Source organism: Arthrobacter sp. OV608 (assembly GCA_900110595.1).
GTDB lineage: Bacteria > Actinomycetota > Actinomycetes > Actinomycetales > Micrococcaceae > Arthrobacter.
Genome location: FOEZ01000006.1, coordinates 124,103 through 137,600 on the forward strand (window position 1 = coordinate 124,103; position 13,498 = coordinate 137,600).

A 13,498-nucleotide genomic window follows, 5' to 3' on the forward strand; every position below is an offset into this window, starting at 1 on the left:
TGATGAGGTTCCGCCCGGACAAACCAACTGCCTGGGAAAACCCCTAGCTGACCGGGGCCTCGGTGCGGTCCGTCGCAACAGCGTGGGGGACCGCCAGCAGGGCTGCCACGGCCAGGGCGCCGGCTGCCGCGAAGACGTAGAAACCCCAGGGGTAGGCGATGCCGGCGGCAACCAGCCCACCCGTCAGGGCAGGCCCTGCAATGGCGCCGACGCGGCCCACGCCGGCAGCGAAGCCGAGTGCGGTGGCGCGCAGCCGGGCAGGGAACAACTGGCTGACCCAGGCATAAACGAGTACCTGGGAGCTGAAGACAAACACGCCCGTGACGAAGACGAGCACGTTCAACAGAACTGCGTTGTCGACCTTGACACTCAAAAGGGCGAGGCATACTGCCGAAAGTCCAAACCACAGCAGCACGATGGGCTTGGTTCCGTGCTTGTCGGCCAGGATGCCGGCGATGATCAGTCCGGCAACGGCGCCGAGATTCAAGACCAGGAGCAGGGAAAGCCCGGCGCTGACAGGGTATCCGGCAGAAGCCATCAGCTGCGGCAGCCAGGTATTCAGGCCATAAACCAGAAGCAGCCCCATGAACGAAGCTGCACCAATGGCCGCCGCAATGAGGGGATAAGGCTTCTGCACCAGGCTCCGGAACCCGGTCTTTTCCTCTGCGCCGGCAGCCCGGGCCGCAGGCAAAGTCTCCGGCAGCTTGAACCAGAGGAACGGCGCAAGGACCAGGCCGGCAAGGCCTCCCACCACAAACATGATGCGCCAATCGGGGATGACGATCATCGCCAGGAAGGCGGTGGCCACCGCGCCAACGTGGTATCCCGTCATGGTCCGGGTGGTTGACTTCCCGGCGGAACTGGCCGGGGCGTAGTCGTTCATGTAGGCAAGGGCGGCCGGCAGGCATGCCCCAAGCCCCGCCCCGGCCAGCAGCCGAAGCGCGCCGAATACGGCAACATTGGGGGCCCACACCACTGCGAGGGTGAGCAGCGAAAACCAGAGCACGCACGCCACCAGCAGGTTCCGGCGCCCGAAGCGGTCCGAAAGCGGGGCGATGAAGAGCGCGCCCAGGCCTACGCCCACGAGCGAGATGGTGGCCACGAAAGTGGCGCCGACAGCGTCAAAGCCAAGCTCGCCGGTCTTGATCAAGGTGGGAATGACGGTGCCGAGCACCACGAGGTCAAAGCCGTCCAGGACCATGGCCAGCCAGCAGAGCCAAACCGGCCAGCGCGTCGGGCGGGCGGAGGGAGAAGTTGTCATGGAATCCTCATTGATTTAGTAAAAGGAGGGAAGGGCAGCCGATCGAGAGCTCCACCACATCCGTACGTGACCCACGGCATGCCTTCTTCCGTCGATAAGGGTACAGGCTGGTTCGTTTCGTGCACAAAAGTTCGCTAACCGAACAAGTCGGAGCTCATGCAGAACGGGCTAGGTGTTGTGTCAGGGGCTTGACGGCAGCAGGTCTGTAGGCTCAGGTGCATGGGTGAGCTTCGGCGTCGTACGTTCTTTACGGGCGCAGCCGCCGGTGCCGTGGGAGCCGGCCTGGCAGCCTGCTCTCCTCCGGAACCGAACGGCACGTCCGTGGCACCAACAAGAGGGGATGCAGTGCAGCGGCACAGGTATAACTACGGCAGTGACCCCAGCCAGTGGGGCGAACTGTTCCTTCCAGAGCTTCCCGACGGCGGTACGCACGGCGTGGTGGTGGTGATTCACGGCGGCTACTGGCGCTCGCAGTACGGCGCCGAGTTGGGGCAGCCTTTGGCCGCGGACCTTGCCGGACACGGCATGGCGGCGTGGAACCTGGAGTACCGCCGCGCCGGAAACGGTGGCGGCTGGCCGCACACGTTCCAGGACATCCTGGCCGGCATCGACAAACTGCAGGAGCTCGCCGCCCCACATTCACTGGACCTGGCCAAAGTGGTGGCCCTCGGGCACTCCGCCGGTGGGCACCTGGCCGTATGGGCGGCTGGGCGGGACCGGCTGGGCGGGTTGGGGGAACGTGAGCATCGCGACGTCGGGGCAGGCGCCGCCGGCGTCCGCCTCACCGGCGTGGTCAGCCAGTCCGGCGTCCTCAACCTGGCGGAGGCAGAAAAACTCAACCTCAGCAACGGTGCGGTGGCCAACCTGCTGGGCGGGCCGTCGTCGGAATATCCCGGCCGTCACCGGTATGCGGACCCGATGGCAGCGCTCCCACTGGACGTTCCGGTCTATGCCGTCCACGCCACCGAGGACGACGACGTGCCGTTGGCCATGTCCTCCTCGTATGTGGAAGCAAGCCAGGCTGGCAGCATTCCGGCGCAGCTGGTCACGGTGTCCGGGGACCACTTCGCACTCATCGATCCGGCCGAACCGGCGTACAAAAAATGCAGAGAGCTGGTCCGGGAATTGCTGGGATGACCTGGAGCGCTAAGCCCGCACCCGAGCCGTTGATTCCCTGAATACCAACTCCATTGGCGCCAGGGACAACGCCTCAGTGGCGGGCTGCTGCCCCCGGATCCGGGCGATGAGTTCGGACATGCTCCGGGCCCCAAGCGCCTCCAGATCCATGTGCACGCTGGACAGGGTGGGGATCAGGAACGAAGACTCGGCCATGTCATCCCAGCCGAAGACGCTCACATCATCCGGAACCGCAAGGCCATGTTCATGCAGTGCCCGCATGACGCCGATGGCCATCTGGTCGTTGGCAGCGAAAACCGCGGTGACGTCCTTGATGGCCGCGATCTTCCGCCCCGCAGCGTAACCGGAGGCCGGAGACCAGTCGCCCACTGCAACTCCCAGGGATACCAGGCCAAGCTCGGCCACAGTTTCCTCGTAGACAGCCCGCCGGTTCCGCGCCGACGGCCAGGCTGTTGGCCCGGCGACGTGGAAGAAGTTCCGGTGTCCCAGCGAGGCAAGGTGCTCAACAATCTTTCGTGCCGCAGCGCCGTCCGCCAGGCTGCCCCGCGCACGCATCTTGTTGTCGTATTCGCCGGCCACCACCATGGGAATAGCCTGGGAGTGCCGGGCCGCCGGGCTCCCCTTGGGCCTGGGGACGAAGGACAGGATGCCGGCGATGTCCTCGCCGCCCAGCAGGGTTTCCAACTGGTGCGCGCGGGCTTCGGCGGTTCCCTCAATGGCCACAACGTCCACGCGGTATCCGGCCGAATGGGCGGCCGCGGCGGCGCCATTGAGCATCCGGGCGGGGAAATACAGCGAAGCTTCCGGAACCACCACTACCACCCGGTAATGCTCCCGGGACCGCAATGAGCGGGCTGCCAGGTTGGGTGTGTAGTGAAGCTCGGCGAGGGCCTTTTCCACGCGCTCCAGGGTTGCCGGCTTGAGCCCGCCAGGGGCTTTGAAGTACCGGGACACGGTTTGGTGGGACACGCCGGCAAGCGCGGCCACATCGTAGATGGTTGGCGCTTTTGCCTTGCCCTGTGTCATGGCTTCCTGTGCCACTGCTTCCTGCGCCATGTCCGGTGGTGTCCCTTCACCTGCTGCCGTTGCTGTCCCATTTTTGCAGCATTCCGCACATACCCAGGACGCGCTCCCCGCTCGAAGGCGCGCTCCGGGTGACGGCCGCATCCTTGAAGTGGCCGTACCTGCCTTCCGAAAGGTCGGCAAGCCACCCTTCCGTACGGGCAGCCTCGGGTGCGATGCTCTCCTTCCACAGCTCCTGCCAGTCAGGTACCCGCGCCTGCACCAGCCGGACGGCGTCACGGTGGAACCGCTCGACGGCACCGACGTCACCCGCCTGCGCAGCCGCCTTCAGCCGCAGGTAGCCGGCCAGCGCAGCGTCCCTCCTCGTGCGCGCCGCAGCAGGCAGCGAGGACGACGGCGAGGCGGGGCCGGCGTCGAGCGTTGCAGCCTGGGCATACCGCTTCGCGTCCGCAACCACCTCCGGCTCGAAGGTCAGGACGGCATCCCCGGCCTCCGGCAGTCCGCCATTTTGCATGATGGCCAGGATCTCCAGGTTGTCCCCGTTGACCAGTCTGTGGATGGTGCCCGGGCTAAACCAGAGCAGGTCATCGGGGGCCAGATCATAGGATTCGTACCCTGTTGCGCGAATGGTTTCCACGCGTCCGGATCCGGACAGCACCAGGTACGCCTCCGTGGAGGCGGTATGCATGTGGGGAGAGCCGCCGCATACCCCGTCACTGGCTTCCCAGTCGTAGACGCTCAGGCGTGTCAGGCCCACGCTGCCTGGGAAGGGGAGTGCCGGGGTCTTCATGCCCTGGTCCGGTCCGCCGCGACTTTCCGTTGCAGGGTTTCCCCGGCCAGGGTGGCGAGATGGTCCAGCCGCTCCTGGTCCGAGTCGCCGTCCGCGATCACCACGGCATACCGGTTGACCATTGTTTCGCCGGCGGCGAAGGTGACCTCAGTGCTGAAGAACGGGGCAGGACCAAAGCAGGCAAAGGGCTCGGACCGGGCAAACCATTCCGGCGGGTGTTGGGCGTTGGTGGTGGCGTCAGCGATCAGCACTGTGGAAAACCGGCAGGTGTCATCGTGCTGGCCCACGAATGCCAGCCAGGGGCCGCGGGTCCCGCGCAGCGCTTCGCCGCTGGCTCCGCCCGGGCCAACGATGCGGCCGCCGGTAAATTCGCGCGGGCCCCGCCAGAACAGTCCGCCGTACCCGGCGTTCTCCCGCCCTTCGGTGGTGGGCGAGCCGATGTGGATGTCGCCGCCGGAGACGTTCGTCATCTCCGTTTCGAAGACAAGGGTCCAGGCGGCGTCAGGGCCCGGGGTAATCCGGATGGTGCGGGTTTCGTCCACCACGTGCTTTCCGGCCTGCGTCCACCAGCCCAGCGTGTGGGCAAAACGGAACGCGCCGCCGTCGAGCACTGCTTCGATCACGCGCCCGTGGCGCATGCTCCCGTTGTTGGGCAGCCACGTGTAGTCCTTGCCGCGCCGGTAGCTGGGACCGCCCCAGAAGTTGTCATCGCCGAAGTGGGGCAGGGACCAGGCAATGCCCTTGTGCCAGACGTGGTCCCACGGGCGGTAGGCGGTGACCGTTTCGCCCGCCGTGGTGCGCAGCGGGTGGAAGAAGGGGCGCGGCGACTCGCGCTGTTCATCCGTGGCATCGTACGTGTAGGTGGCGATCTCCACGTCCCCGAGCGATACGGTCAGGGACTGGTTGTCGTCGCGCCAGCTGAGTGCGGCTTCGGTGCTCATGCTTCGAGTGCTTCCTCTTGTTTCCAGGGTTCCAGGTGTCCGTCCATGCGGGTGAAAAAGGGGCTCGACTCGTCAATCTGGCCCCGCGAAACAGTGGTCCCGCTGACGCTCGACGCGTAGATAGCGGCCGCCAGCTCCATGGTGGCATAGGCGTCTGAGATGGAGACAGCAGCCGGTTCCCCGGCCTGCAGGCTGCGGATGATCGCCGCGTACTGCGCCGGGTGTCCGCTGGGGTGGTCCGCCCCCTCGTTCCAGAGGCCGACGGCGTCCTGACCCGGTGCCGGGGTCACCTTCCAATGGTGGTCGCTGTAGCCGTAGAGGTGTTCGAGCTCCACCGTTGCGTTCTCGTAGTCCAGCCGAAGGTAGGAGGTTTCGCGGGGGGAGATGACGGAGTTGATGACAGTGGCGATCGCCCCGGATTCGAAGCGGACCACCGCAGCTGAGGCATCCTCCGTATCTGTTGTGCGGGCCAGCTTGCCAGCGAAGGCCGTCACTTCAGACCATGGACCCCACAGGTGCAGGAGCAGGTCGAACTGGTGGATGCCGTGGCCCATGGTGGGCCCGCCGCCCTCCACATCCCAGAGCCCGCGCCAGGGAACATCGAAGTATGGCTGGTCGCGGAACCAGAGGGTGTTGCAGGTGCCCACCAGCTGCCTGCCCAAGGTTCCGGACTGCTGGAGTGCGAGCAGCCGCTGCGCGCCCGAGCCGAAGCGGTGCTGGAAGATGCAGCTCAGGGAGCCGGCGGACGCCTGCTCCGCGGTTTCCAGCTGCCGCATCTGGCTCAGGGACAAGGCCGGCGGCTTTTCGATGACGGCATGCAGACCGAAGGACAGCGCTTCCAGTGCCAGGGGAAAGTGGCTGGAGGGGGGAGTGCAGATGGCTGCGAGATCCAGCGCGCCGCCGTCGAGCGCTTCTGCCAGGCTTGCCGCGGTCCGGGCGACGCCCCACTTGCCGGCAAAAGACTCCGAACGCGCGGGGTCCACGTCGATCGCTGCCGCGAGTTCGACGCCGGGTTGCTGCTTGAGTGCCTCGGCGTGGGCATTGGCGATGCCGCCGGTGCCGATGACAGCGACGCGAAGGGGGGTACCGGCGTCGTGATTCCTGTGGCGGGTCATTTCTACTTCCGGAGTGAGGAGGACAGTTCGTCGATGAAGGGCCGGGCGGCCTTTTCGGGGGTGGTGCGTTCGAACAGGATGTCCGAGGTGTAGCGGCTGAGGATATCCGTGATGGTGCTGCCGCCGGCAGGCGTGATGGGCGGGGCTGGCCTGACCTCGTCGGCGATGGCGTTGGTGAACTCGATCGCGGCCTTGTCCGTGGCGTTCAGCTTGGCGGCGATGGCTTCGCGGACTTTTGCGTTGGCGGGTATGCCGCGTTCAGTGAGCATGATGTCGGCCGCGGTCTGCCTGTTGGTGAGGTAGTTCAGGAACTTCTCCGCCGCCTTCTGGTGTTTGGTGCGGGATGAGACGGACCAGAACATGGATGGCTTGTAATAGGCCCCGCGTTCTGCTGCGTCAGACTCGCCGGGCAGGCGCAGCAGCTTCAGCTCCTGCCCGCTGGCGCCCGAGTAGGCCGTGAGCTGGGTGCTGAACACGCCGGAGAAGGCCATCTCGTTTTTGGCCAGGGGTGTCTGGTTCAGCGAAGCGGTGGCACTTTCGATGATGGCCGATGGCTTGGCGCCGGCGCCGGACGTGGACAGGTCCCGGACGTTCTGCCAGAACGAGACGAGCGTTTCAGGCTTGATCACCACGTTGCCCCCGTCATCGTAAAGCCGGTCACCGTGCTGGCGTGCCCAGATATAGAGGTCCTGATCCCCGTACTGCACACCCACGCCCGTGCCTGCCCCGCTCCGGCTGATCTGCTGGCCGATTTCCCGGTAGTCCTCCCACGTCCACGTGGTGTCATCCGGCAGCGCCACCCCGGCTTTGGCCAGGACGCTTGGGTTGGCAGCGATGCAGAACGTGGCGATGCCGGTGACCAGGCCAACCAGTTCCCCGTCCACCTCCCCGCTCTTGAGGGTGTCCGGGTCGATGCCGGAGGTGTCCAGGCCGGCTAGTTTTTTGATGTCCAGCAGGGCGCCGCGGTCGCCGTATTCCCGGACGTACTTCTCGTCCATCTGGATGACGTCCGGCGCGTCGTTGGCCGCCACCTGCGTCGCGAGCTTGTCCCAGTAGCCGGTCCAGTCGCTGTACTCACCCACCACAGTGATGTTGGGGTTCTCCGCCTCGAAGGCGTCGATGACTTTCTGGGTGGCTTTCTGGCGGGCATCACCGCCCCACCAGGTAAAGCGGATGGTGACGGGGCCGGACTCGTCGGCAGCGGGGGTGCCGCCGGCCGCGCAGCCGGACAGGGTCAAGGCAGACGCGGCAGCGGCGGCGGAGAGTAACAGGTAAGTCCGGCGGGTTGGTTGGTGGTTCACAGGCAGACCTTTCTTTCCGGAAGGACGGGCCACTGCGGCGTGGAGTCCTTCCCGGATTCCGAAGATGGTGCATGACATTGGGGAGGATGGGCTCCTCAGCACAAAGATGTCCGATCGCGGGCCGGCCAAGAAAGTGATCGGTAACACCAGTATTAGTTATCGATCACTTTTCTGTCAACGCTTAAGCGGACTGGTTTTACGCAGCGGGGAAAAGCCGGGTCCCTGCTGTCGTTGCCCACTGCGAGGGGCTCTGCCGCCAAGGAGGCGTGAAGAAGTGACGGGCGCGCTTGCTAGGTAAGGCGGGCGACGCTTCGCCTTCCGGGACGGGGCGCTGCGCCGTCGGAGAAAAGTTCAGGGGTGGATTCCTGGATGCGCTGGACGTCCTCGAAGACGCCCCGCAGGTGGAGGCGGAGACTGCTGTCGGCATCGTTAAGGTTATTTGTCTCCAGGGCATCCACCACGGCGGTGTGCTGCTCGATGAGCGTGGCTACCGGCCGGGTGTCCAGCAGGCTGAGGCGGCGGGCGCGGTCAAGGTGGGCCTTGGCGGAGTTGACGGCCGCCCAGGCGGACTCGTGTCCCGCCAGGCGCAGCAGCTCCCGGTGGAAGTCCTCATCCAGCCGGAAGAATTCCTCCACGTCGCCGGCGGCATCGGCCTCCGACTGGGCCTTAAGAATCTCCCGCAGGCCGGCGATGCCCGCGCTGTCCACGGCAAGATCGCGCAGCGACGCGCATTCAATGGCCTCCCGGACAAACTGCGCTTCGGACACCCGGGCCAGGTCCACGAGGGAAACAAACGAACCGATCTGGGGGAAGACCTGGACCAGGCCCTCCTCGCGCAGCAGGATCAGGCTCTCGCGTACCGGGGTCCTGCTGACGCCCAGTTCCTGCGCGAGCTCGTTCTCGGACAGCGGTTCCCCCGGGGGAAGCTGCAGCGAAATGATGCGCCGCCGAAGCGTCTCAAGGGTCTGGTCCCGCACGGACAGCCGCGGGGCCGCGCCTTGTTTATCCCTAGCCATGACCTCATTCTATGCTGTTGACACACTAGAATGGTAGTGCTTGTATGGTAGTAGAACGTGCTGCTGGTCACTGCTGCAGACCCGCCGGCGTCCCCCGTTTTATCCCCTTCGTTCGCATCGCCTGCAAAGGAGCACCTGATGACCGAAAGCATTGCGCCCCCCAACACGAAAGCGGAAGCAAAACCCACCCGCGAACTGGCCAAGGTCGCCGTATCCGGCTGGCTGGGAACAGCCATGGAGTTCATGGACTTCCAGTTGTATTCGCTGGCGGCAGCCATCGTCTTCAACAAGCTCTTCTTCCCCGACGCCAGCCCGGTCATCGGCCTCATCGCCGCCATGGCAACGTACGGCGTGGGCTACGTTGCCCGTCTTGCGGGTGCCGTTTACTTCGGCCGGATGGGTGACAGGATCGGCCGCAAGAAGGTCCTCTTCATCACTATCGCCCTGATGGGTGCGTCCACAACGCTGATCGGTGTCCTCCCCACCTACGCTATGATCGGCATCTGGGCCCCCATCCTGCTGGTGGCCCTGCGCCTGGCGCAGGGCTTCGGTGCCGGCGCCGAGATCGCTGGCGCCACCGTGATGCTGGCTGAGTTCGCTCCCGCCCGCCGCCGCGGCCTCATCTCCTCCCTCGTGTCCCTGGGCACCAACTCAGGAACCCTGGCCGCATCTGCCATCTGGGCAATCCTGGCCGCAACCCTCTCGGAGGAGCAGCTCCTGGCCTGGGGATGGCGCATCCCGTTCCTGTTCAGCTTCGTGCTGATGATCTTCGCCGTCTGGGTCCGCCGGTCCCTCAAGGAAAGCCCGGTCTTCGAAGAGCGTGCCGACGTCGTCGATGGCGTTGCACTGTCCAAGAGCGAAATCGCCGCAACGCAGGAACTGGCAAAGACCAGCACCATCGAAGCTGCGCTGCACCAGCGCAAAGGCAAGGCCTTCCTCATCGCCCTCGGCCTTCGCTTCGGGCAGGCAGGCAACTCCGGCCTCGTGCAGACCTTCCTCGTCGGCTACATCGCCACCGTCCTCCTGGTGGACAAGAGCGTGGCCACCAGCGCCATCATGTACGGCTCGCTGCTCGGCTTCCTCACCATCCCCGTCATGGGCCTCCTCGGTGACCGCTTCGGCCGGCGGCCGCTCTACCTGGCACTCAGCTCCCTCACCGCGCTGTTCGCCATTCCCATGATGTTGATGGTCACCAGCGGCAACACGGTCCTCATCACCGTCGCCATGGTGGCAGGCCTCAACCTGGGCGTGCTGAGCCTGTTCGCCATGGAGAGCGTCACCATGGCCGAGTTCTTCGGCGCCCGCACCCGCTTCACCCAGCTCGCGCTCGCCAAGGAGATCGGCGGCATCCTCGCAACCGCCATCGGCCCGCTGCTGGCCGCCACGCTCACCGCAATCACCGGCCACTGGTGGCCGCTGGCCGCGATGCTCGTCGCCTACTCACTGATCACCCTCATCTCGGCCTTCGTCGGTCCCGAGGTCCGCGGCCGCGACATGGTCCGCCTGGAAGACGCAGTATGAAAGCCGTTGTAGTCCACGGCGCCAACGATCTCCGGATCGATGAACGGCCCGAGCCGGTTGCCGGCCCCGGGGAAGTAGTGCTCGACGTCGAATGGGGCGGCATCTGCGGATCTGACCTTTCGTACTGGCGCCACGGCGGCTCGGGGACGGCTGTACTGAAGTCGCCGCTGGTCCTCGGTCACGAGGTGGCGGGGCGGATTGCCCAGCTCGGTGCCGGCGTCACGGACCTCGAGGTGGGGCAGCCGGTCACCGTCCACCCCGCAGAACTGGTGGGCGACGGCAGCATGCCGGAGCGCCTCGCCGGCCGCACCAACCTCTACCCGCAGATCCGGTACTTCGGCTCGGCCGCCTTCGACCCCCACACTGATGGCGGCTTCAGCGAACGCAAGCTCGCCCGTGCCTCCCAGATCCGGCCGTTGCCCGAGGGCGTGGACACCCTGCACGGCGCACTGGCCGAACCCCTCGCCGTCGCCCTTCACGCCGTCGGTCGGGTTGGAAACCTGTCCGGCCGGGACGTGCTGGTCAACGGTGCCGGCCCCATCGGATCCCTGGTGGTCGCCGCAGCGAAGTACGCCGGCGCCAGGAACGTGATCGCCACTGACATCAGCGAAGCGTCACTGGCTATTGCGAAGGCCATGGGTGCCGATGAGGTGCTGAACGTCTCGGCGGGCGGCAGCCTTCCGCAGGACATGGAACTTGTTTTTGAAGCCACCGGCATTCCAGCCGTCCTCGGCGGGGTCCTGCGCGCCACGGCCCGCGGCGGCACTATCGTCCAGGTGGGCAACCTGCCCGGCGCCCCCGCACCCGCGGCGCTGGGGGACCTGGTAACCAGGGAGATCACCTGGATCGGCTCGTACCGGTTCGTGGATGAGATCACCGACGCCCTCCGCGCCATGGCCGAAGGCCTGGACGTGTCACCGGTTATCACCCACACGTTCGATCTCGACCAGGCGGAGGAAGCCATGCGCGTTTCGGCAGACCCCGCCGCCGGCAGCAGCAAGGTCATGCTCCGCCTCAGCACCACCTGACCACCCCACCCAACTGAGTAGCAGTAAGTGTCGTTATGGCGGCTCATAACGACACTTACTGCGACCTACTTGCTCTATCTACCACCCACCTGAAGGACCAACCAGTGAAGATCACCGACGCACGGGTAGTGGTTTCGTCGCCCGGACGGAACTACGTCACGCTCGTAATTGAAACCGAGGACGGTATCACCGGCATCGGCGACGCCACCCTGAACGGGCGCGAGCTGTCCGTGGCGTCCTACCTGTCCGAGCACCTTTGCCCGCTGCTGATTGGCCGGGACGCGCGCCGCATCGAGGACGCCTGGCAGTACTTCTACAAGGGTGCCTACTGGCGCCGCGGCCCGGTGACCATGACCGCCATCGCCGCTATCGACGTCGCGCTCTGGGACATCAAGGGCAAGGCCGCCGGCATGCCGGTGTACGAACTCCTCGGCGGCGCAGCCCGCGAGGGCGTGATGGTCTACGGCCACGCCAGCGGCTCCACGCTGGAGGACTTGGGCGCAGACTTCCAGCACCACCTGGACCTCGGTTACAAGGCCATCCGGGCCCAGGCCGCCGTCCCGGGCCTGGAAAAGACCTACGGAATCGCCCCGGTGGACGGCAAGCTGTACGAGCCCGCCAGCGGCAACGTCCCACAGGAGGACACCTGGGAGACGACGGCGTACCTGGACTTCGCGCCGAAAATGATGGCCCACGTGCGCGAACAGTTCGGCTACAACGTGCACGTCCTGCACGACGTGCACCACCGCCTGACCCCCATCGAGGCGGGCAGGTTGGGCGCCTCGCTGGAGCAGTACCGGCCCTTCTGGATCGAGGACCCGACGCCGGCCGAGGACCAGTCCGCGTTCCGCCTGATCCGCCAGCACACCACCACGCCCATCGCCGTCGGTGAGGTGTTCAACTCGATCTGGGACTGCCAGCAGCTGATCACCGAACGGCTGATCGACTACATCCGCACCTCCGTGTCGCACGCCGGCGGCATCACCCACCTGCGCCGGATCTTCTCCCTCGCCGACCTCTACGGCGTGCGCTCCGGCTCCCACGGCGCGGGCGACCTCTCGCCGGCTTCCTTCGCCGCGGCCCTGCACGTGGACATGAGCATCCCCAACTTCGGCATCCAGGAATACATGGGCCACCGGGAACCCGCCAACGAGGTCTTCACCACCTCCTACACGTTCAATGACGGCTACATGCACCCCGGGGATGCTCCCGGCATCGGCGTGGAGTTCAACGAGGAAGCCGCCGCCCGCTTCCCGTTCGACCCCAAGTACCTGCCCATCAACCGGCGGCTCGACGGATCGGTGCACGACTGGTGAGCATCCCTACCCAACACCCGAAGCAAGAGCCGTTCGACGTCGTTGTAATGGGGGAGATCCTCGTTGAGGTGGCCACCGACGTGGCGTTCGGCCACGGCGTCCCCGCCCAGCTCGGCATCTCCGGTGACGCCCTGAATGTTGCCGCGGCAGCCGCTGCCGCGGGTGCCCGCGTGGGCCTCCTGTCCGTACTGACCGACGACGACCTCGGCAAGGCGATCGCCGCCAGGATTGTGGAACTCGGCGTTTCCCCCGACCTGCTGAAGTTCCGCCGCGGCCAGCAGGGCGTCTACCTGGTCCACTGTGACCCGGACGGCCAGCGCGAGTTCTCGTATGCCCGCACCGGCAGCGTCGGGTCCACGCTGGGGCCGGACGACGTCGACCCGGCAGTTTTCGCCGCTGCCGGCGCCGTGGTGGCGGGAGGTATCGCCTGTGCCATCTCAGAGTCATCGCGCGCGGCGGTTTTCAAGGCCGCCGCCGTGGCGAAGCGCTTTGTGTTCGATCCCAACTACCGCCCCCGCCTCACCTCCGTGGAGGAGGCGACGGCGGCCCTGCTGGAGCTCGCGCCCCGCGCCTTCCTGGTCACTCCATCCTTCCCCGGCGAAACATCGGCTCTCCTGGACTGCCCGACGCCGGTTGAGGCCGCCGCGAAGCTGCGCAGCCTGGGTGCGCGGAACGTCGCGGTCACCTGCGGTGCCGACGGCATCCAGCTGGACGGCGAAGGCCAGGACAAAACCTGGATCGACTCGATCCCGGCTCCGGCTGTGGTGGACCAGACCGGCGCGGGCGATGCCTTTGTTGGCACCCTCACCGCCCGCCTTGTCCTTGGCGACAACCTTTCCGCCGCTGCGAGGTACGGAGCAGCAGCTGCATCACTGGTGGTGGGCGGCAAGGGCGGCACCGGCTTCATCCCCACCCTGGAGCAAACCCGCGCCCACGCTTCCGTCGGGCTGGCACCGGAAGGAGCAGCGCCATCACACGCCTAAGCGCTGCCTCCCTTGCCGGCAACGACAAACACCGCGCACCCCTTGCGGACCGGACCATCCGGCCCG

General features: G+C 66.3%; 12 protein-coding genes. 5 read left to right on the plus strand and 7 right to left on the minus strand.

From position 1 onward, the window contains the following. Positions 1-43: 43 nt before the first annotated feature. Positions 44-1,261: an MFS transporter gene (locus BMX78_RS10195; RefSeq protein ID WP_091419118.1), complete on the minus strand. Its 1,218-nt coding sequence runs from the start codon at positions 1,259-1,261 to the stop codon at positions 44-46. 345 nt (positions 1,262-1,606) lie between these two features. Between BMX78_RS10195 and BMX78_RS10200 the strand changes: the two genes are divergently transcribed. After that, positions 1,607-2,398, plus strand: a complete 792-nt coding sequence (locus tag BMX78_RS10200; protein WP_091419119.1) for an alpha/beta hydrolase — start codon at positions 1,607-1,609, stop codon at positions 2,396-2,398. A gap of 9 nt (positions 2,399-2,407) precedes the next feature. On the opposite strand, the gene BMX78_RS10205 is transcribed toward BMX78_RS10200, so the two are convergent. The 6 genes from BMX78_RS10205 to BMX78_RS10230 form a co-directional block, all read right to left on the minus strand. Then, a complete protein-coding gene (locus BMX78_RS10205; protein ID WP_170850768.1) occupies positions 2,408-3,454 on the minus strand; it encodes a LacI family DNA-binding transcriptional regulator in 1,047 nt (348 codons plus the stop codon). Between the two features lie 16 nt (positions 3,455-3,470). Further along, positions 3,471-4,211: a cupin domain-containing protein gene (locus BMX78_RS10210; RefSeq protein ID WP_091419122.1), complete on the minus strand. Its 741-nt coding sequence runs from the start codon at positions 4,209-4,211 to the stop codon at positions 3,471-3,473. Next, a complete protein-coding gene (locus BMX78_RS10215; RefSeq protein WP_091419124.1) occupies positions 4,208-5,152 on the minus strand; it encodes a DUF6807 domain-containing protein in 945 nt (314 codons plus the stop codon). Before BMX78_RS10215 ends, BMX78_RS10210 begins: the two co-directional genes overlap by 4 nt. Then, positions 5,149-6,267: a Gfo/Idh/MocA family protein gene (locus BMX78_RS10220; RefSeq protein WP_091419126.1), complete on the minus strand. Its 1,119-nt coding sequence runs from the start codon at positions 6,265-6,267 to the stop codon at positions 5,149-5,151. The genes BMX78_RS10215 and BMX78_RS10220 overlap by 4 nt, the downstream gene beginning before the upstream one ends. A 2-nt stretch (positions 6,268-6,269) precedes the next feature. Then, positions 6,270-7,568 (minus strand): ABC transporter substrate-binding protein, encoded by a 1,299-nt coding sequence (locus tag BMX78_RS10225; RefSeq protein ID WP_091419308.1) that lies wholly within the window; start codon positions 7,566-7,568, stop codon positions 6,270-6,272. Positions 7,569-7,858: 290 nt separating this feature from the next. After that, positions 7,859-8,584, minus strand: a complete 726-nt coding sequence (locus BMX78_RS10230; RefSeq protein WP_091419127.1) for a GntR family transcriptional regulator — start codon at positions 8,582-8,584, stop codon at positions 7,859-7,861. A 138-nt stretch (positions 8,585-8,722) separates the two neighbouring features. On the opposite strand from BMX78_RS10230, the gene BMX78_RS10235 reads away from it, so the two are divergent. The 4 genes from BMX78_RS10235 (at position 8,723) to BMX78_RS10250 (ending at position 13,432) form a co-directional block, all read left to right on the plus strand. Next, complete coding sequence (locus BMX78_RS10235) at positions 8,723-10,105, plus strand: MFS transporter (RefSeq protein ID WP_091419129.1); 1,383 nt, start codon at positions 8,723-8,725, stop codon at positions 10,103-10,105. Then, positions 10,102-11,133: an L-idonate 5-dehydrogenase gene (locus tag BMX78_RS10240; RefSeq protein WP_091419130.1), complete on the plus strand. Its 1,032-nt coding sequence runs from the start codon at positions 10,102-10,104 to the stop codon at positions 11,131-11,133. Before BMX78_RS10235 ends, BMX78_RS10240 begins: the two co-directional genes overlap by 4 nt. A 104-nt stretch (positions 11,134-11,237) precedes the next feature. After that, the gene (manD, locus tag BMX78_RS10245; RefSeq protein WP_091419132.1) at positions 11,238-12,449 is read left to right on the plus strand and encodes a D-mannonate dehydratase ManD; all 1,212 of its coding nucleotides are present in this window, start codon (positions 11,238-11,240) and stop codon (positions 12,447-12,449) included. A gap of 47 nt (positions 12,450-12,496) precedes the next feature. Then, positions 12,497-13,432, plus strand: coding sequence for a PfkB family carbohydrate kinase (locus BMX78_RS10250; RefSeq protein ID WP_091419133.1), 936 nt, complete (start codon positions 12,497-12,499; stop codon positions 13,430-13,432). Positions 13,433-13,498: the final 66 nt, after the last annotated feature.